This window comes from Cellulomonas sp. (assembly GCF_036279715.1).
In the GTDB taxonomy this organism is placed as follows: Bacteria; Actinomycetota; Actinomycetes; order Actinomycetales; family Cellulomonadaceae; genus Cellulomonas_A.
On record NZ_DASUIR010000173.1, the window covers coordinates 1 to 18,802 of the forward strand.

Annotated in this window: 17 protein-coding genes and 1 rRNA gene; 3 read left to right on the forward strand and 15 right to left on the reverse strand. The window is 72.7% G+C overall.

All coding sequences use genetic code 11. The features are described 5' to 3' along the window. On the reverse strand, nt 1–242 hold a 242-nt coding region (locus tag VFW79_RS16330), incomplete at its 3' end, for a helix-turn-helix domain-containing protein (protein WP_329678340.1). A gap of 194 nt (nt 243–436) precedes the next feature. Between VFW79_RS16330 and VFW79_RS16335 the strand changes: the two genes are divergently transcribed. The 3 genes from VFW79_RS16335 (at nt 437) to VFW79_RS16345 (ending at nt 3,175) form a co-directional block, all read left to right on the forward strand. After that, nucleotides 437–1,393, forward strand: a complete 957-nt coding sequence (locus VFW79_RS16335; protein WP_414648013.1) for an ABC transporter ATP-binding protein — start codon at nt 437–439, stop codon at nt 1,391–1,393. Continuing rightward, nucleotides 1,390–2,166 (forward strand): ABC transporter permease, encoded by a 777-nt coding sequence (locus VFW79_RS16340; RefSeq protein ID WP_329678342.1) that lies wholly within the window; start codon nt 1,390–1,392, stop codon nt 2,164–2,166. The genes VFW79_RS16335 and VFW79_RS16340 overlap by 4 nt, the downstream gene beginning before the upstream one ends. A gap of 61 nt (nt 2,167–2,227) precedes the next feature. Beyond that, complete coding sequence (locus VFW79_RS16345; protein ID WP_329678343.1) at nt 2,228–3,175, forward strand: COX15/CtaA family protein; 948 nt, start codon at nt 2,228–2,230, stop codon at nt 3,173–3,175. A gap of 24 nt (nt 3,176–3,199) precedes the next feature. Here the strand turns inward: VFW79_RS16345 and VFW79_RS16350 are convergent, their stop codons facing one another. From VFW79_RS16350 to rrf, 14 genes are all read right to left on the reverse strand, one after another. Beyond that, nucleotides 3,200–3,796, reverse strand: a complete 597-nt coding sequence (locus tag VFW79_RS16350) for an NUDIX hydrolase (protein ID WP_329678344.1) — start codon at nt 3,794–3,796, stop codon at nt 3,200–3,202. Nucleotides 3,797–3,798: 2 nt separating this feature from the next. Next, nucleotides 3,799–5,484: a CTP synthase gene (locus tag VFW79_RS16355; protein ID WP_329678345.1), complete on the reverse strand. Its 1,686-nt coding sequence runs from the start codon at nt 5,482–5,484 to the stop codon at nt 3,799–3,801. Between the two features lie 59 nt (nt 5,485–5,543). Further along, nucleotides 5,544–6,689: a glycosyltransferase family 4 protein gene (locus tag VFW79_RS16360; protein ID WP_329678346.1), complete on the reverse strand. Its 1,146-nt coding sequence runs from the start codon at nt 6,687–6,689 to the stop codon at nt 5,544–5,546. Further along, the gene (gene murJ / locus VFW79_RS16365; RefSeq protein ID WP_329678347.1) at nt 6,682–8,439 is read right to left on the reverse strand and encodes a murein biosynthesis integral membrane protein MurJ; all 1,758 of its coding nucleotides are present in this window, start codon (nt 8,437–8,439) and stop codon (nt 6,682–6,684) included. The genes VFW79_RS16360 and murJ overlap by 8 nt, the downstream gene beginning before the upstream one ends. Next, complete coding sequence (locus VFW79_RS16370) at nt 8,394–9,284, reverse strand: hypothetical protein (RefSeq protein ID WP_329678348.1); 891 nt, start codon at nt 9,282–9,284, stop codon at nt 8,394–8,396. The genes murJ and VFW79_RS16370 overlap by 46 nt, the downstream gene beginning before the upstream one ends. Further along, nucleotides 9,281–10,339 (reverse strand): copper transporter, encoded by a 1,059-nt coding sequence (locus VFW79_RS16375; protein WP_329678349.1) that lies wholly within the window; start codon nt 10,337–10,339, stop codon nt 9,281–9,283. Before VFW79_RS16375 ends, VFW79_RS16370 begins: the two co-directional genes overlap by 4 nt. Nucleotides 10,340–10,376: 37 nt before the next feature. Further along, entirely contained in the window at nt 10,377–11,564 is a 1,188-nt protein-coding gene (steA, locus tag VFW79_RS16380) for a putative cytokinetic ring protein SteA (protein ID WP_329678350.1), read from the reverse strand. 6 nt (nt 11,565–11,570) lie between these two features. Beyond that, nucleotides 11,571–13,313, reverse strand: coding sequence for a DNA repair protein RecN (gene recN, locus VFW79_RS16385; RefSeq protein WP_329678351.1), 1,743 nt, complete (start codon nt 13,311–13,313; stop codon nt 11,571–11,573). A gap of 1 nt (nt 13,314) precedes the next feature. Further along, on the reverse strand, nt 13,315–14,211 hold the full coding sequence (locus tag VFW79_RS16390) for an NAD kinase (RefSeq protein WP_329678352.1): 897 nt from the start codon (nt 14,209–14,211) through the stop codon (nt 13,315–13,317). Then, nucleotides 14,208–15,026, reverse strand: coding sequence for a TlyA family RNA methyltransferase (locus VFW79_RS16395; protein WP_329678353.1), 819 nt, complete (start codon nt 15,024–15,026; stop codon nt 14,208–14,210). The genes VFW79_RS16390 and VFW79_RS16395 overlap by 4 nt, the downstream gene beginning before the upstream one ends. 6 nt (nt 15,027–15,032) lie before the next feature. Continuing rightward, nucleotides 15,033–15,254, reverse strand: a complete 222-nt coding sequence (locus tag VFW79_RS16400) for a hypothetical protein (RefSeq protein WP_329678354.1) — start codon at nt 15,252–15,254, stop codon at nt 15,033–15,035. Nucleotides 15,255–15,360: 106 nt separating this feature from the next. Beyond that, nucleotides 15,361–16,416 carry an HAD-IIA family hydrolase gene (locus VFW79_RS16405; RefSeq protein WP_329678355.1) on the reverse strand — a complete coding sequence of 352 codons (1,056 nt, stop codon included), beginning with the start codon at nt 16,414–16,416 and terminating at the stop codon, nt 15,361–15,363. Then, a complete protein-coding gene (locus VFW79_RS16410) occupies nt 16,413–17,288 on the reverse strand; it encodes a hypothetical protein (RefSeq protein ID WP_329678356.1) in 876 nt (291 codons plus the stop codon). The genes VFW79_RS16405 and VFW79_RS16410 overlap by 4 nt, the downstream gene beginning before the upstream one ends. Before the next feature lie 1,428 nt (nt 17,289–18,716). Next, nucleotides 18,717–18,802 (reverse strand): 5S ribosomal RNA (rrf, locus tag VFW79_RS16415); the annotation flags it as partial.

Sequence of the window (18,802 nt, forward strand, 5' to 3'; positions counted from 1 at the left end):
CGAGCCGGGCCCAGCCCTGGGGATCCCTCGTGCACGGAGATCTGCTCGGTGCCCTCGAGCACACCGAGGTGGCGGCGGATCGCGGCGGGAGTCAGGTCGAGCTCGTGCGCGATATCGGCGGCCGAGACGGGTCCGTCGGCGGCGATGAGCTGCAGGACGCGGAGGCGAGTCCCGGCTTCGGACTCGCCGGAGTCGGGCGCGCCGGAGCTGGTCGGGCGCACGTCGGGCAGCGTCACGCTCATGCACACCTCCTGCTGGATCCGGTGGTCCGCCGCTCGCCCGGTCGGGGCGCTCGTTATCGGAAGGGCGCGCAGACGCGCCCGCTCGATATTGACAACATCCTTGTGTCGCAATTCGTTCCGCGCAACCAAGGTGACCCTCACCAGAGAGGTCAACAGGAACCAGGCTCATGGGGAGGGCGCCTAGACTCGCGACCGTGCCCGACTCCCCCGCCGTCGAGATCCGTGGCCTGGTCAAGCGCTATGACGGTCGCGCCGTCGTCGACGGGCTCGATCTCGTCGCCGACGCCGGGCGCATCACCGCGGTCCTCGGACCGAACGGCGCCGGCAAGACCACGACCATCGAGTGCTGCGAAGGCCTGCGGGTGCCGGACGGCGGCACCGTCCGCGTCCTGGGCCTCGACCCGCGCTCCGACGCACGCGCGCTCAGCCCCCGCGTCGGGGTCATGCTCCAGGACGGCGGTCTGCCGACGGGGGTCCGCGCGCTCGAGATGCTGCAGCATGTCGCGACGATGTACGCCCACCCCCGTGACGTGACGGACCTGACGGACCGGCTCGGGCTGGCGTCGTTCGCTCGCTCGACCGTCAGGCGACTCTCGGGCGGGCAGCGCCAGCGTCTCGCGCTCGCGATCGCGCTCGTCGGGCGGCCCGAGCTCGTCTTCCTCGACGAGCCGAGCGCCGGGATGGACCCGCAGTCGCGGCACGCGGTGTGGGACCTCGTCCGCGAGCTGCGCGACGAGGGTGTCGCGATCGTGCTGACGACCCACCTCATGGACGAGGCGGAGTCGCTGGCCGACCGCGTCGTCGTCGTCGACCACGGTGCCGTGATCGCCCAGGGGACGGTCGCCGAGCTGGTCGCGGCCGACGACGACCGCGCGCTGCACTTCAGTGCCGTCGAGGGTCTGGATCTCGGCGCGATCCGCGCACGCCTCAACGCCGCGGTCCCCGCCGGCGGCCTGCCTCACCCGGTGTCGGTGAGCGTCACCGAGGAGTCCCCCGGCGAGTACGTCGCGACCGGGCACGTCGACCCTGGCGTCGTCGCGGCCTTGGCCGCATGGTGCGCTGAGGGCGACGTCCTCGCGACGCGGATCTGGGTCGGACGTCGCACGCTCGAGGACGTCTTCCTCGACCTCACCGGACGGAGTCTTCGATGAGCACGCTGACGGCAGCCTCACCCGCACCGGCGGCCGCGGCCCCCTGGCGTCGGGTCGTCTCGCAGGGTGCGTTCGAGACCCGGATGATCCTGCGCAACGGCGAACAGCTCCTGGTGACGATCTTCCTGCCTGTCCTGGTGCTCGTCGGGCTCGCCCGCAGCGGTGTCGTCGAGCTCGCCACCGACGGCGCGGCGCGCATCGACGTGGTCACGCCCGGGGTCCTCGCGCTCGCGGTGATGAGCACGGCCTTCACGTCCCAGGCGATCGCGACGTCGTTCGACCGGCGCAACGGCGTGCTGCGCCTGCTCGCCACCACGCCGCTCGGCCGCCGCGGGCTGCTTGCCGGGAAGTTCCTCGCGGTCGCCGCGGTCGAGGCCGTCCAGGTCGTCGTCGTCGGCGGCACCGGCCTCGCCCTGGGGTGGCGACCCGTCGCGGCCGGCATCCCGCTCGCCCTCGTCGCGCTCGTGCTCGGCACCGCAGCGTTCATCTCGCTGGCGCTCCTCGTCGCCGGGACGCTGCGCGCGGAGGCGGTCCTCGCCGGCGCGAACCTCCTGCTCGTCCTCCTCGCGGTCGGCAGCGGCGTGGTCGTGCCGGCCTCCCAGCTTCCCGGCCCGCTCGAGCACGTCGCCCGGCTGCTGCCCTCGGGCGCACTCGGCGAGGCGCTGCGCGGGGCGCTGCTGCACGGCGCGCTCCCGGCATGGTCCGTGGGCGTGCTGCTGGTGTGGACGGCGGTGTTGGCCTGGGCGGCCGCCCGACTGTTCCGGTGGCACTGACCGTCGTCGGCGCTGGCTCACGGTGGCACCGGCGCCCGGGCGCCGGCCCTACGCTGGCCCCGTGAGCACCACGTCAGTGACCGAGCCCCCGACCGATCGTCTCGACCGCCGGCGGCGTTGGACCCGCAGGGCGCTGCTGGTGAACGTCGTCGCCCAGGGCGTCCTCGTCGTGACGGGCGGCGCCGTCCGCCTCACCGGCTCAGGCCTCGGGTGCTCGACGTGGCCGCAGTGCGAACCCGGGTCGTTCACCCCCGCGATCCACCAGGCGACGTCGATCCACCCGTTCATCGAGTTCGGCAACCGCACCCTGACGGGGTTCCTTGCCGCCATCGCGCTGACAGTCGCCGTGCTCGTCTGGACCGACCGCTCGCGCTCGCGGTCCTACCGGCTGCTCGGCCTCGCCCCGGTCCTCGGGGTCGTCGCCCAGGCCGTCATCGGCGGGGTGACGGTCCTGTTCCACCTGAACCCCGCGGTGGTCGGCCTCCACATGCTCGTCTCGCTCGCGCTCGTCGCGGTGTCGACGGTGCTGGTCGTGCGCGAGCGCGTCGGCGACGGCCCCGCACTGCCGGTCGTCGCACCTCGACTGATCAGCCTCGCCCGGCTGCTCACGGTCGTCGCGGTCGCCCTGCTCGCCCTCGGGGTCGTCGTGACCGGGTCGGGCCCGCACGGCGGCGACGACAAGGTGGCCTACCGGTTCGCGGTCGACCCGGTCCTCATCGCCCGCGCGCACGCCGGTGTCGTGTGGCTCTTCGTGGCGGTCCTCGCGGTCGTGCTGGTCGGTCTCTACCGGACGGCCGCACCGAGCCCGACCCGCCGGGCCGGTCTGTGGCTGCTCGCCGTGACGCTGCTGCAAGGTGTCATCGGCTACGTGCAGTACTTCACGGGGCTGCCCGTCGTCCTGGTGGGACTGCACATGCTCGGAGCCGTGCTCCTGACTGCGTCGCTCACCTGGTTCGTGCTGTCGCTGCGCACCCGCGGTGTCGTCGTGCCCGCGACCGCGACGGACTGACCGCCTGCCTGTGCGCGCGGGCGGTCACGCAGGACGCAGTGCGTCCCAGCCTCGCTCGCGTGCTCGCGCCGCCGCGAGGACGCCGACAACCGCCGTCGGGCTGTGCAGCCGACCCGCGAGGACGGCATCCACCGCATCGTCGAGCGGGACCCACACCGGGACCATGTCGGCCTCCTCGTCGAGCCGCACGTGCCGCTCGTCCTCGGGGACCTCGTGCAGACCGCGCGCGAGGAAGACCTCGATCCGCTCGCTCGACCCGCCCGGCGTCGTGTAGAAGTCCACGAGGACATGCCACGTGTCCGCCCGCAGGTCAGCCTCCTCGGCCAGCTCGCGCGCCGCAGCGACCACCGCAGGCTCCCCCGCGACGTCGAGCAGACCCGCGGGCGGCTCCCACAGCTCCGACCGCACGGGGTGCCGGTACTGCGAGACGAGCAGGACCCGGTCCTGCTCGTCGACCGCGATGATCGCGACCGCACCGGGATGGTCGACGTACTCGCGGAGCACCTGCGTCGGGCCGAGGTCCACGACATCGCTCACGATGTCCCAGATCTTGCCCGCGTGGATCAGGGTGTGGTCCGAGAGCGGACGCGCCGCCACCTGGTCGGACGGCGCGTCGCTCATCCTCAGTCCTCCTCGGTACCGCGCCGTGCGAGCGCCGCACCGATCAGACCGATGAACAGCGGGTGCGCGCGGTTCGGCCGGGACTTGAACTCGGGGTGCGCCTGCGTCCCGACGTAGTACGGGTGGGTCTCGCGCGGCAGCTCCACGAACTCCACGAGCGACGAGTCCGGAGAGGTCCCCGAGATGACCATGCCCTCGGCCTCGAGCTTGCCGCGATAGGCGTTGTTGACCTCGTAGCGGTGACGGTGACGCTCCGAGACCATCGTCGCGCCATAGGCCTCGGCCGTGACCGAGCCGGGCGTGAGGATCGCGTCGTACGCACCGAGCCGCATCGTGCCACCGAGGTCGCCACCACCGTCGACGAACGCCAGCTGCTCCGCCATCGTCGCGACGACCGGGTCGGCGGGGTGGTCGTCGAACTCTGACGACGACGCGCCGGTCAGCCCGAGGACGCTCCGCGCGTACTCGATGACCATGCACTGCAGGCCGAGGCAGATCCCCAACGTCGGCACGAGCTGCTCACGGGCCCACCGGAGCGCTCCGAGCTTGCCCTCGATGCCGCGGACCCCGAAGCCACCCGGGACGAGCACGGCGTCGACGCCTTCGAGCGCGAGCCGTGCCCCCTCGGGGGTCTGGCAGTCGTCCGAGGTGACCCAGCGGATGACGACCTTCGCGTCGTGGTGGAAGCCGCCGGCCCGCAGCGCCTCCGTGACCGACAGGTAGGCGTCGGGCAGGTCGATGTACTTGCCGACGAGCGCGACCTCGACGCGGTGCGCAGGCTGGTGCACGCGTCGCAGCAGCTCGTCCCAGTCGGCCCAGTCGACATCACGGAACGGCAGGCCGAGCCGCTGGACGACGTAGGCGTCCAGACCCTCGGAGTGCAGGACGCGCGGGATGTCGTAGATGCTCGGCGAGTCGACGGCCGTCACCACGGCCTCGGAGTCGACGTCGCACATCAGGGCGATCTTGCGCTTGACGGACTCGGGGACCTCCCGGTCGGCCCGGCACACGATCGCGTCGGGCTGGATGCCGATAGAGCGCAGCGCGGCGACCGAGTGCTGCGTCGGCTTGGTCTTGAGCTCACCGCTCGGGCCGATGTACGGGATGAGCGAGACGTGGAGGAAGAACACGTTGTCGCGGCCGAGCTCACGGCGCACCTGACGTGCTGCCTCGAGGAAGGGCTGCGACTCGATGTCGCCGACCGTGCCGCCGATCTCGGTGATGATCACGTCCGGGGCGTCGCCGACAGCCGGGTGTGCCTGCGCGCGCATCCGCGACTTGATCTCGTCGGTGATGTGCGGGATGACCTGGACCGTGTCGCCGAGGAACTCCCCGCGCCGCTCCTTGGCGATGACCTCGGAGTACACCTGCCCGGTCGTCACGTTCGCCGAACCCACGAGGTTCACGTCGAGGAACCGCTCGTAGTGACCGACATCGAGGTCCGTCTCGGCACCGTCCTCGGTCACGAAGACCTCGCCGTGCTGGAACGGGTTCATCGTGCCCGGGTCGACGTTCAGGTACGGATCCAGCTTCTGCATCGCGACCTTCAGGCCACGCGATCGCAGGAGTCGTCCCAGGCTGCTGGCCGACAGGCCCTTGCCCAGAGAGGAGGCAACGCCTCCGGTGACGAAGATGTGCCGGGTCGTATTGTCCGACCGCCCGGGAAGTCGATTTGCTCGGTCTGCCACGGGCTTTCACTCTACCGTACGGCCGCCTGACCCCACCCCGCGGCGCGACGAGTCGGACCTCACAGCATCGAGCGGTAGCGCGCCGTCCACTCGTCGAGCACCTCGGCCTCGTGCGGCAGCGCGGCCCAGCGTCGCCGGCCCGCGGCTGCGAGCGCCGCACGCCGCTCAGGGTCGGAGAGCAGCCCGACGACGGCGTCGGCCAGCGCGCCCGGGTCCCCGACCGGCACGAGCACCCCGGCGTCCGCGACGAGGTCCGGCAGGCCGCCGACCTCGCTCGCCACGATCGGCAGGCCCGCCGCGAGAGCTTCCTGCACGACGAGGGCGCGCGCCTCCCACGCGCTCGGGAGCACGAAGACGTCGGCGGCGGCCATCCACGTCGGCACGTCGCTGCGCGCACCCACGAACCGCACCGGGGTCGCGTCGGCCGCGACCTGCCCGCGCAGGGAAACCAGCAGGTCGGGCCGCCCGCCTCCGACGACGAGCCACGCGACTCCGCGACCGGGGGCACGACCGTGCCGGTCCCGCGCGAGCCTGGCAGCGTCGAGCAGGACATCGAGGTTCTTCTGCGGCGCGATGCGCGAGACCGTGAGCAGCCAGTCGTCGGCCGGGTCGATCCCCAGCTCCTCGGCCAGCCGCGCCCTCGCCGCAGCCCTGTCCAGGGCTGGCGCGTCGGCTGCGGGGGCCGCGACCTCAGCCAGCTCCGCGTGCCGCGCGCCCAGGGACCTCGCCCGCTCGACGAGGTCCCGCGACGCCCCGGTCACGAGGTCCGCGCGCCGCACCTGCACCCGCTCGAGCAGCGTGCGGACGCGGCGCAGCAGGCCCGAGCCCAGGATCGCGTTGTGCCACGAGATGACCACGGGCGGAGCGTCCCGGCCGGAGCATGCGGTCACGGCGAGCGCGACCAGACCCGCCTGGTGCCCCTGGGCGTGCACGACGTCGGCCCCCGAGGCGAGACGCCGCAGCCGGCGCAGCGTCCGCCAGGCATCCACCGGCCGCCGACCAGGCCAGGTCACCTCGACGTGCGCGCCGAGATCGAACCGTGCTGCGGTGACCGCCGCCGTGGCGACGACGACCTGCCAGCCCTCGCCTGTCAGGCCCCGGACGAGGCTCGCAGCGTGCGCGCCGATCCCTCCAGCCGCGGGCCCCACGATCATCAGCACCCGGTGCGACGCGTGCACTGTCGGGTGCTCGACGCGCTCAGCCATCGGTGGACCTGGTCGGCTCGAGCGGTCGCTCGCTGCCGGAGCGCCGACCGGGCGAGAGCAGGCCGGTGAACGTCGAGCGGTCCGCGAGCCAGGTGGCGCCCAGGACGACAGCGACAGCGACACAGGCGCCACCGGCAGCAGCGCCGACCGCCCCCACGACGCCGCTGCCGACCATCGTGAGCACGGTGTCGACGGTCCAGCGTCCGGCGATCGACCCCGCTGCCCCCGCGAGGAGGAGGACTGTCAGGGTTCGTGCGAGCCCGGCCCCGATCCCGGGCCCCCCTGCACGGCGCAGCGCGACGAGCAACGCCGCGCCCCCCACGGTCATCCCGATCGAGGTGCCGATCGCGAGCGCGCTGAGCGTCGCCGGCCCGTCACGGCCGTCCGGGACGGCAAGCCTGCACGCGACGACCGACGCCACGACGACCGTCAACCACCCGAGGCTCGTCGCCAGGACGGCCGCTCGTCCGCGTTCGAGCGCGTACAGCGACCGAGACACGTGGAAGATCAGCCCGAGGCCGAGCAGTCCCGGTGCGACCCAGGTGAGTGCCGGTCCCATCGACGCGACCAGCGTGCGGTCGCCGTCCGCGATCGCCAGGAAGACGTCCACGACGCCGGGGACCGCGGCCACGAGCGCGGCCGCCCCTACCCCGCTCGCGACGAGGACCGCACGCGTCGTGGCTGCGGCCATCCGTGCGTAGCCGTCGCGATCACCCGCCGCCGCGCGCCCGGCCAGTCGGGGGAACGTGCTCGTCGCCAGCGGGACCGCGAGCACCGCGTACGGGAGGAGGTAGACCGACTGGATCACGTTGAGGTACGTCGCATACGTGCCCTCGGTGCCGTAGCTCTTGGCGAGCCGAGCCGCCACGAGGATCGAGACCTGCTGCGCGAGGAGCGCGCCGACACCGGCGACGGCGAGGCCGCCCACCCGCCGCGCGACGCCGGACGGGAACCTCAGGGTCGGGCGCAGCCGGATCCCGGAGCGCCACGTCGGGACGAACAACGGCAGGCTCATCGCTGCGACGCCCGCCGTCGTCCCCCAGGCGAGCCAGGCGAGAGCGGCAGGCGGCAGGTCGCCCACCGCAGAGCCGGACACCGTGAGTCCGGCCCGACCCACCTCCCACCGAAACGCGAGGTAGGCGCTGATGACGACGACGCTCGAGAGCACGGGAGCGAAAGCCGGCCAGAAGAACCGGCGCTGCGCCTGGAGCACTCCGGACAGGACGACGGCGATCCCGTACAGCGGGATCTGCGCGGCGAAGACCACGAGGAACTGAGCGACGAGGTCACGCTCGGCCCCCGCCACGGTGACGAAGGCGCCAGCGACGGGACGTGCCAGAGCGACGAGCGCCACGGCGAGGATGCTGAGCACCAGAAGTGCCCAGCTCAGCACCGCGGAGGCGATGCGGTCGACGTCGCCGCGCAGCCCACGGGCCAACGGGCCCGAGATCACGGGGATGAGCGCGCCAGCGAGCGCACCGCCTGCGGCGACCTCGAACAGCACGTTCGGCAGGGTGTTGGCCACCGAGTAGGCGTCGCCGACCGTCGTGGCACCGGCCGTGTGGACGAACACCATCGTTCGCCCGAAGCCGAGCAGCCTGCTGAAGATCGTGATGACGGAGATCATGACGGCGGCGCCGGCGAGGCCGGCGAACGCCCGCCGCGCGCTGGGGTTCACGTCGCCGGGGTGCACGTCGCTGAGGTTCACGTCGCCGGGCGCCCGGTCGACGCTGCCGGGCGTCGTCCCCACGCGTCGAGCTCCCGCAGACCGGGCGTGGTGGCGATGACCTCGGTGAAGCTCACCTTCTCGCTCGCGAGCGTGAGCCCGATCGCCCAGGCGAGCAGCGCGAGCCTGACCGGTCGGGGTGCGTCGAGCACTGTTGCTGCGCCGAGCGCGGCGCCGAGCGCGTTCGCCCCACCGTCGCCCAGCATGTCGCGCTCGTCGAGGTCGGACTCCAGGCCGGCCATGCAGACCCCCACGATGGCCGCCGCGACGCCCGCGCCCGCGCCACCGGCGACGGCCATGGGTACGGCCGCCAGCCCCGTCGCCTTGAGCGCCCGGCCGGGACGCAGATCGAGGAGGTTCACCAGGTTCGCGCTGGCCGCGACGAGAGCACCGGAGGTCGCGACGTCGAAGAGCCAACCGGCTGCCGAGCGCCGAGAGCCGTCCGGCCCGCGGGTCGGGGTCGCGACGGCGGCAGCGACGAGCGAACCCGCGCCGATGCCCAGCACCTTCAACCCGCCGGTCGTGACATGGCCGCGAGCCAGGGCGCCGAGGTGACCCCGGAGGCCCTTGGTTCGCTCGGCTGCGTCCTCCTCGAGGTCGTCGATCACGCCGAAGACCGCCGCCGTGGTCGTGGCGATCGTGGTCGCGACCGCCCCGCGCACCGACGGCGCGCCGACAGCTCCAGACACGAGCAGCCCCGCGGCCGTGGCCGGCCCGGCGAGGAGGCTCACGGGCTCGCCCCGGTGGTTCGTCCGAGTCCACCGTCGCTGACCGCCGGGAGGCTCGGCGTCGAGCAGCCCTCGCGCGGCGCGGCTCGCCGTCGCGGCCACCACGGCGGTCGTCACTCGGCGAGCGGCACCGATGCTCATCCCTTCGTTCCGGGGGTCGCGCCGACGACCGGCGGGGCGTCAGGCACCACGGGAATCTCCGCGGTCACCTGCGCAGTCCGGTCGACGCCCGGGAGAGCCACGCGCACGGGCATCGTGACCTCGTCCTTGCCGAAACCGTAGTGGCCGTTGACGCCGCCGATACGCGCGTTGAGCGCGAGGGCGACCGACACCTGCCCGGCTATGGTGCCGGTGCCCGACACCGTCGTGAGCGAGCCCGTGAGTGCGGCGTCCGACAGGATGACTCCCGTCAGGTCGCCGTCGAGACGCGGGCCGTCGGCCAGGACGGCACCGTGCGAACGGTCCTGAGCCGCGCGCAGGATCGCCACCCGGGCCGCGGTGGTGGCCTTGTCGACCTGGGCGACCGGAGTCGCCGACGACTCGGCAGCCGTGGTGCGAGGAGCCACGACCACGATCGCGTCGGCGGGGAGGGCCACGGGGTCCGCCAGGGTGATGAGCGGGTTGTCGCCCGAGCTGAGCAGGTCCAGAAGGATCGACGCCGGCTCGGCGAGCGCATCGGGCTTGGCGGCGTCGGACCGCGTCAGACCCTGGGCCAGCGCCTCGGCCAGCTCGGTCTCGACTCCGGCGTCGGCCGCCGGCACCGGGGAGACGTAGTCGGCCAGGTTCTCCACGAGTGCCTGGCGGAAGCTGCTCAGGTTCGGGTCGGTCCATGCGGTCGCGACGGTGACGCGCGCCGAGACGGTCGCGCCTGCCGCGGTGAGCTGAGCCTCGATCGCTGCCTCGTCGTCCTTCGACAGCTCGCCGAGCGCGACGACCGCGACCCGGCGATCCGACAGCGCGCCGGCCAGGAGACCGGGCGCCGCCGCCGCGACATACGCGTTCGCGTCGGACAGCTCCGCGTTCGAGGTGTCCAGCGAGCTGCGCAGCGCGTCCTTCTCGGCCCGCAGCACCTTGACCTGACCGGTGAGCGTGTCGCCGATCGTCTCCTTGAGCGGGCCCGCGCCTAGAGCGATCCCGACGGCGAGCGCGAGGAAGACGGAGATCAACGAGACGATGTGGTAACGGAAGTCGATCACAGCAGAGTCTCTCGGTCGGGTGCGGGCATGGTCCGGCTCATCGCGTGAGGCCGAGGAGCGTGCGGATCCACGAGTACAGGTCGTCGAGGCGGGCGCCGAACAGTCCGAGCAGCGTCTGCCCCGACTGCGTGGCGGCGAGCGCGACCACGAGGGCCAGGAGGCCCGCGAGCGACAGCAGCGTGAGCTGCAGGTTCGAGATGCGGGTGCGGTACAGGCGCGAGACACCCTTGGCATCGACGAGCTTGCCGCCGACGCGCAGCCGGGTCAGGAACGTGCTCGCCATGCCGGAGCGTCCCTTGTCGAGGAACTCGACGAGCGTTGCGTGGGTGCCGACAGCCACGATGAGCTCGGCGCCCTTGTCGTCCGCGAGCAGCATCGCGACGTCCTCGCTCGTCCCCGTGGCCGGGAAGACGACGTGCGGGACGCCCAGCTGCTCGATGCGCGCGAGGCCGGGAGCGCGACCGTCGCGGTACGCGTGCACGACGATCTCGGCACCGCACCTGAGCCCGCGGTCCGAGACCGAGTCCATGTCCCCGACGATGAGGTCTGGAGTCCAGCCGGCTTCCAGGATGGCATCGGCTCCGCCGTCGACACCGATGAGGACGGGCCGGCACTCCCGGATGTACGGCCGCAGAGTGACGAGGTCGTCCTTGTAGTGGTATCCGCGCACGACGATCAGGACGTGCCGACCGTCGATCCGCGTGGTGATGTCGGGCACCCCGACGCCATCGAGGAGCAGGTCACGTTCGCGACGGAGGTAGTCCATGGTGTTGGCCGCGAAGGACTCGAGTTGCACGGACAGACCCGCCCGCGCGTCCTCGATGTTGGAGCGCACGGTCTCCGGGGTCTGAACCACACCCTCGGCGACCAGCTTCTCGCCGTCGTACACCGCACCCTCGTCGATCCGCACGACGTGGGACTCGAGGATCGTCATGACGTCGGGGCCGAGATCGTCGATCAGCGGGATCCCGGCGTGGAGCAGGATCTCCGGCCCGAGGTTCGGGTATCGCCCCGACGTCGATCGAGCCGCGTTGAGGACCGCGATCGGCTTGCACGCGACCAGCGCCTCGGCCGACACGCGGTCCAGGTCGAGGTGGTCGATCACCGCGATGTCGCCAGCGCTCAGCCGCTTGGTCAGCGCCTTCGTTCGCGGGTCGACGCGGGCAGGTCCGGAGACTCCGGGCAGGTCAGGAACGGTGGCGCGTCTGCGCAGGGAAAGCTTCATTGCCGATCATCGTCCCACGCCGGAGAGCTCGAGGAGCTCAGCCGCGTGCGTACGAGCGGCCTCGGAGTCCTCCTGGCCGGACAGCATCCGCGCGAGCTCCCGGACCCGGTCCGGCCCGACGACGGCGCGCACGTCCGACTCGGTGACCACATCGACCCCACCCGCTTGCGACTTCGTGACGACCAGGTGCCGGTCGGCGAACGCGGCCACCTGGGCCAGGTGCGTCACGACAAGCACCTGGGAGTCGAGGGCGAGCATCGCGAGTCGTCGGCCGACCTCGACGGCCGCCTTGCCACCGACGCCGGCGTCGACCTCGTCGAACACGAACGTGCCCGGCCGGTGATCGCCTCCGCCGGGCGCGGTGGCGAGGGCGACCTCGATCGCGAGCATCACGCGTGAGAGCTCGCCTCCGGACGCGCCCTTGCCGAGCGGCCTGGCCGGTGCCCCCGCGTGCGGGACGAGGAGCATCTCGACCCGGTCGAGGCCGTGCGGCCCTGGCGCGTCGGCAGGCTCGACCTCAACTCTCAGCTGCGCCCCGGCCATCGCAAGCCCCGTGAGCTCGGCCGAGACGGTGCTGCCGAGCACCTCGGCCGCCTCGGCACGAGCCCGGGAGACCCGTGCCCCCGCGTCGGCGATCCGTGCCGTCAGCGCATCGCGCTCATCCGCAAGCGCCGCCAACCGCTCGTCGCCGCCGTCGAGCTCGAGCAGGCGTCGTCCCGAGGCGTCGGCCCACGCGAGGACCGCGGTGACGTCAGCGCCGTAGCTGCGCGTCAGCGACGTCAGCTCGGCGCGCCGCCGCTGTGCCGCCTCGAGCCGCGCCGGGTCGGCGGCGAGATCCTGCAGATAACCGGAGAGCTCGATCGCGGCATCGGCCAGCAGGTAGCCGGCCTCGGCCACGCGCGTCGCAAGAGCCGCGAGCGACACGTCATGCGCACCTGCCTGCTCCAGCATCCGGCGCGCCTGCTCGACGGCGGCACTCGCCGCCAGGGCTTCCGGGACGTCGGAGCCGTCGTCCCCGACGAGGGCAGCGTGGGCGCCGCTCGCCGCAGTGCGCAGGTCCTCGGCGTACGACAGCCGCTCGATCTCCGCCCCCAGGACGATGTCCTCGCCCGGTTGAGGGTCGACACGCTCGACCTCGGCGATGCCGAGGCGCAAGAGCTCGGCCTCGCGGGCCCGGTCCTGTGCGCGGTCGGTGAGGGTGGCGAGCTCAGCCAAGACGACCTGCCGCCGGGACCAGGCTTCACGGTACTCAGCCAGGACGAGAGCGTGCGCACCGCCCGCGAAGGCGTCGAGTGCCTCGCGCTGTCGTGACGGTGACCGCAGCCGAGCCTGGTCGGCCTGGCCGTGAACCGTCACGAGGTCGTCGGCGAGCTCGGCGAGCACGCCCTGCGGCACCGACCGACCCCCGAGATGCGCACGCGAGCGTCCCGGGCCGTCGGCGGTGGCCGCTCCGACGGTCCGGACGATGACAAGGCCACCGTCGTCGTCGAGCTGCGCGCCGGCCTCGGACGCCCTGGCCAGCACCGGGGAGTCTCCGGGCACCATGACCCTGCCCTCGACGGCAGCCGAAGTGGCACCGCTCCGGACGGTTGCGGGGTCGGCCTTGCCTCCGAGGAGCAGGTTGAGGCCCGTGAGCACCATGGTCTTGCCCGCGCCGGTCTCGCCCGTCAGCACGGTCAGGCCAGGACCGAGCGTCACGTGGGCACGACCGATGACGCCGAGGTTCTCGATGCGGATCTCCTCGAGCACCTCAGACCTCCCGCTCGACGCTGCGCCAGCTCGACCGTCCGGGCGACCCGCCGCGGCCGCGCCACCCGTCCACGGGCAGCTGGAACTTGAGCACCAGCCGATCAGCGAACGGTGCCTGGGCCAGCCGCGCGAGGCGCACCGGCACGTCGCTGCGTCGGACCTCGACACGCGAGCCGATCGGCAGGTCGACGCGGCGACGCCCGTCACAGATGAGAACGCCATGCGCCGGAGAACGCGGCACGACCTCGAGAGCCAGGACGCTCGACGGCCCGACGACGAGAGGGCGTGCGAACAGGGCATGCGCCGCGACGGGCACGAGGATCATCCCGTCGACGTCGGGCCACACGACGGGGCCGCCCGCCGAGAACGCGTGGGCCGTCGACCCGGTCGACGTGGCCACGACGATCCCGTCGCACCCGAACGTCGACAACGGACGCCCGTCAACCTCGAGCGCGACCTCGACCATGCGCGCCGCATCACCCTTCTCGAGCGTGGCCTCGTTGAGCGCCCAACCGACCACAGGTGTCTCGACCCCCGGCAGGAGGACCCGGACGTCGAGCGTCCCGCGCTCCTCGACCTCGTAGTCGCCGATCGCCAGGCGCTGCACGGCCTCGCCGATGTCTTCTCGCTCGCTCTCGGCGAGGAAGCCGACGTGGCCGAGGTTGACGCCCAGCAACGGCACGCCGAGCCCCCGCGTCAGCTCGGCGGCTCGCAGGATCGTGCCGTCGCCGCCCAGCACGATGGCCAGCTCGAGCTCCCCGACGTTCTCGGCGTGGCTGTCGTCGGTCGCGAGCACCGGGGTGAACCCGGCGCCGTCGAGAGCCTTGACCGCCTCGGCCGTAGCGGCAACCGCCTCCTCGCGGCCGCTGTGGGTCACCACGAGCACGCGCCGAGTCATGACGGAACCCCTTCCGTGCTCTGGACGACGGCTTCGATGCGCGATCGCACCGCTTCCTCCGTATCGGACGTGGAGCCGCGATGCAACCACAGGAAGTACTCGAAGTTCCCGCTGGGCCCCGGCAGCGAGCTCGTCACCACACCCTCGACCACCAGCCCGAGGGCCGCCGCGGCGCGCGCGACAGCCATGACCGCCTCGGCCCGCAGCCGCGCGTCGCGCACGACGCCACCGGACCCGAGCCGATCGCGGCCCACCTCGAACTGAGGCTTGACCATCACGACGAGATCCGCGCCCGGAGCCGCGACCGCAACGAGCGACGGGAGGACGAGCGTCAGGGAGATGAAGGAGAGGTCGGCGACGACAAGTCCGGGCGCGGGTTCTACGGCGCCCGCCTCCAGGTAGCGGACGTTGACGCCCTCCCGAGCATCCACGCGCGAGTCTTCCCGAAGTGCCGCCACAAGCTGCCCGTGCCCGACGTCGACCGCGACCACCCGCGCAGCGCCGCGCCGGAGCAGCACGTCGGTGAACCCACCGGTGCTCGCTCCTGCGTCAAGACACACGCGGCCGTCGACGACGGGACCCTCCGCCCCCCACGCGTCCAGCGCACCAGCCAGCTTGTGCCCGGCGCGCGACGCATACCCGGGGTCGTCGTCGGTCGTCACCGTCACGCTCTGCTCCGCAGCGAGCGGCATCGCGCTGCGCTGGGCCGGCGCCCCGTCGACGGCCACCCGCCCTGCGGCGATGAGCTCGCCGGCGTGCCGCCGGGAGCGCGCCAAGCCGCGCCGAACGAGCTCGGTGTCGAGTCGCGTCGTCACGTGGGCTCAGCCTTCAGTGTCCGCGAGCCGGTCCTGGAGTGCCGCGTGGACCGCGTCGAACACCGCCACATGCTGGGCCAACGGGGCTCCGTCGAGCGTCGCGAGTCGCGTCAGCGCCTCGTCGACGGCGTCGTCTCCGGTCGCGGAGCGGTCCCCGTGAGGAGCCACCGCCGGCACGTTGCCTGCCGGAACGTTGCCGTCGCGCGCGTCCTCGTCCGAACCGTTCACCGGCGTCCTTCCTGCGTCTGCATGGCCAGGCCGAAGCTCGGCGCGGAGACGTCGATCAGCCATGGGCCTGTCACGAGCCCGCATCTCCGCCAGGCCCACGCCCACGCTACCCGGCTGCGACGACGAATCCGTCGCTGTCCACACCGAGCTCGGGCACTGAGGTGGCGTCGATGACATCGCCTGCGTCAACCGCAGCCCAGGCTGCAGCGCACGCCGCCCTGACCACGTCGACGCGAGCCTCGACCCCGGTGCCCGTCGTGCGGGCGAGCTCGAGGCGTCCACCGACGACCCGCGCGCCGGCCTCGCGGCACGTCCACCAGCCCTCGGCACCCCGGGCCGGCTCCGGGTGCGCCACGAGCAGAGACCGCAGGTCGGCGCCGATGTAGTGGGGACGCTCGCCCGGGATCGCCAGCACATCGTCGCGGGCCGAGCTCACTCCGGTCAGGACGTGCAGCCCCGCATAGTCACCTGCGCGCGCGCCGGCCAGATCGGTGTTGAGTCGGTCCCCGATCACCAGCGGCGCACTCCCGCCGACGCGCTCGACCGCCATGCGGTACATGGCAGGCGACGGCTTGCCGGCGCTGTCCGGAACGACACCCGTCGCCGACTGGACGGCCAGGACCAGCGAACCGTTGCCCGGCGCGAATCCACGAGCGGTCGGCAGGCTCCGGTCGAGGTTGCTGGCGACGTGCCAGGCGCCACGCTCGATCGCATACGCGGCTTCCGCCAGCTGAGCCCAGCCCACCTCAGGCGCGAAGCCCTGCACGACGGCGGCCGGCTCCTCGTCCGCAGAGTCCACGATCGTCAGCCCGACAGCGCGCACCGCCGTCCTGAGCCCCGCTCCCCCGACGACGAGCACCTTCGAGCCGCGCGCGAGCCGTGTGATGAGCACCTGCGCGGCGGCCTGGGCCGCCGTCATGACCTCCGACGGCTCAGCGGGGATCCCGAGCTCCGTCAGCTGACCGGCGACCGACTCGGGCTCACGCGACGCGTTGTTCGTGACGAACACGAGCCTCATCCCTCGGGCTCGGGCCTCCGCCAAGCCCTGCGCCGCCCCGTCGATCGGCTTGTGCCCGAGATAGGTCACCCCGTCGAGGTCGACCAGCCCGACGTCGTACCGGTCGGCGAGGGGTATGTCGCTGCCGAGCAGCCCCGCCGTCACGCCTCGTCCTCCCACTCGGTCTCCGTCGCAGTCGCGGCGCCGTAGGACACCCCGCTCGACCTCACGGCCGACGACCCGCCCAGGTCGGCCGGCTCGTCGCCAGAGTCCTCCTCGTCGTCGTTGCCGTCCGCGACGATGTCTGACTCAAGGCCAGCGTCGTCGTCGCCGGTCTGGTCGGCCTGCTGGTCCGACTCGTCCTCCAGATCGAAGGCGACGATGTCGTCCTCGTCCTCGGCGACGTCCCCCGCAGCCTGCGCGAGCTGGTCGGGCGAGAACACCGCGAGCTCGGCCGCAGCGGCTTCCGGGCGCCCCGCAGCCTCGAGGGCTGTGGCGCGAGCCTGGGCGACCCGCGCCGCCACCGGCCCGGTGACGGCCCGGACGGACGGAGAGGCGAGGACTGCTACGGCTGCTTCGGGCTCGCCCAGGTCGAGACGGGCTCCGCTGACCACCATCGCCAGCTCGATCTGGACGTCGGCAGGCAGCTCGGCTGCCTCTGGGCTGTCCGCCAGCGCGAGGGCGCGCTCGGGCCTGCCGAGCCCACGCTCGCAGTCGGCCATCACGGCCAGGTGCTCGGACGACCCGTTGAGCCGCCGAACGGTGCGCAGCTCACGCAAGGCCTCGGCGAAACGACCCGTGCGGTAGGCAGCGAGCCCAGCGGCCTCGCGCACGACGTCCACCCGCCCAGCCCTCTGGACGGCAGCCTGGGCATGCTCGTAGGCCAGCTCGGGGTCGGTGTCGAGCAACCGACCCGCCATCACGAGGTGCAACCCGACGTTCTCGGCGTTCTCCTTGCTCAGCGTTCGCAACCGCGCCCGGACGTCACGGTCCAGGTCCGAGAACAGCACGTCCTCCGGGACCTGAGGTGCTGCCACGCGGTCCGGCTGCGGCGGGCGGCTCGCCCGGACGTCGTCACGCGCCGGTCGCTCGTCACGCGCGGGTCGCTCGTCACGCGAACCGCGGAACGTTGCGGCCCGCTCGGGGCGCTCACCGAACCGCGCGCTGGACCGCTCGTCGCCACGCGGCGCGTACGTGCGCTCGCCGCGGTCGCTCTCTGGGCGCCGGGCCGCTCCAGTGCCGCGATCGGGACGGTCGCCAGCAGCAGCACGGAACGGACGGTCTCCCGATGGCCGGCGGTCACTTGTCGCTGGCCGGCGGTCGTTCGTCGCTGGACGACGGTCGTTCGTCGCCGGACGCTCCGACCGATCTGGACGGTCGAAGTCGGCGCGGCGGTCGGCGCTTGCGGGCCGATCACCGGTGACAGGTCGATCCGGGCGGTCCCCGAACGCCGGGCGCCCACCAGTCGCCGGGCGGAACGGACGGTCACCCGATGCGGGACGCTCGCTGCGGTCACCAAAGGAACGACGCTCACCACTGTCCGGCCGACCCGCACGATCCGGGCGGTCCCCGAAGGAACGGCGATCAGCGCTGGGGCGGTCAGCTGACGCAGGACGGAATCCACGGCCCGCCGGGGGCCGGCTGTCGCCTGACCCGGCGCGCTCCGATCGATCGCCGAAGGTCCGACGCTCGCCACCAGAACGATCAGGCCGATCGCCAGACGCACGGGCTCCGGCGGCCGGCCGATCGGGCCGTCCCTGGTACCCCGAGGATGCGGCCGAGCCTCGCGCCTGGGAGTCCCGACGACGCGAGGCGTCAGCATCGCTGGAGGAACGGCCCGTCGAACGATCATCCCAGCGTGAGCTCGACCGTGACCCATCTCCAGTACGGCCGCTTGAGCGGGCCGCTCCAGTGCCGTTGGCGCGATCGCTGTATCCCCGCTGCTCCGTCCGCGGCGCGAACGTCCGCTCCCCGCTTGCCGAGCGTGCAGCGCTCGTGCGCCCCGCAGCGGCGTCTCTAGACGGCCGAGAACTCGTACCCGCCACGCGTCGTGGACGCGCGCCGCCACTGCTCGCACCTGCCCGGTCGCGCCCCACCGGGTCGCGACCCGTACCGAACCGACCTGCGCCACTGTTGGCCGGACGCGATCCTTGGCCGTCACTGTTCATCTGAAGAGATCCCCTCATCGTTCTGCAACCTCTATGGTCTCATCCCCGCACCGCCCTGTGCGCCGGAGGTGCCCGGGGGGGCGCCCTGAGCGGATCCACGGACCGGCCCCTCAATTCCGCCGCGTCCGCAGCCACGCCACGCGGACAGCTCAACGACGGCCGGCGCGCACCCCGGCCGTCGCGAGCGCGCAACGACGGCCCGGCCCGAATGCCGTGAATTCCGGAAGATCGCCAAAGCAACAAGATCTGGGCATACAGAAAGAGCCACCCCTTGTGGGGTGGCTCTTTCTGAATGATGTCCGGCGGCGACCTACTCTCCCACACCCTGGCGAGTGCAGTACCATCGGCGCTGAGGGGCTTAGCTTCCGGGTTCGGAATGGGAC

Excerpts from the sequence above, each read along its gene's own strand:
- VFW79_RS16390 (WP_329678352.1), bottom strand. The coding sequence starts at position 14,211 with ATGACTCGGCGCGTGCTCGTGGTGACCCACAGCGGCCGCGAGGAGGCG.
- steA (WP_329678350.1), bottom strand. The coding sequence starts at position 11,564 with ATGAAGCTTTCCCTGCGCAGACGCGCCACCGTTCCTGACCTGCCCGGA.
- VFW79_RS16360 (WP_329678346.1), bottom strand. The coding sequence starts at position 6,689 with ATGGCTGAGCGCGTCGAGCACCCGACAGTGCACGCGTCGCACCGGGTG.
- VFW79_RS16340 (WP_329678342.1), top strand. The coding sequence starts at position 1,390 with ATGAGCACGCTGACGGCAGCCTCACCCGCACCGGCGGCCGCGGCCCCC.
- VFW79_RS16370 (WP_329678348.1), bottom strand. The coding sequence starts at position 9,284 with ATGAGCATCGGTGCCGCTCGCCGAGTGACGACCGCCGTGGTGGCCGCG.
- VFW79_RS16350 (WP_329678344.1), bottom strand. The coding sequence starts at position 3,796 with ATGAGCGACGCGCCGTCCGACCAGGTGGCGGCGCGTCCGCTCTCGGAC.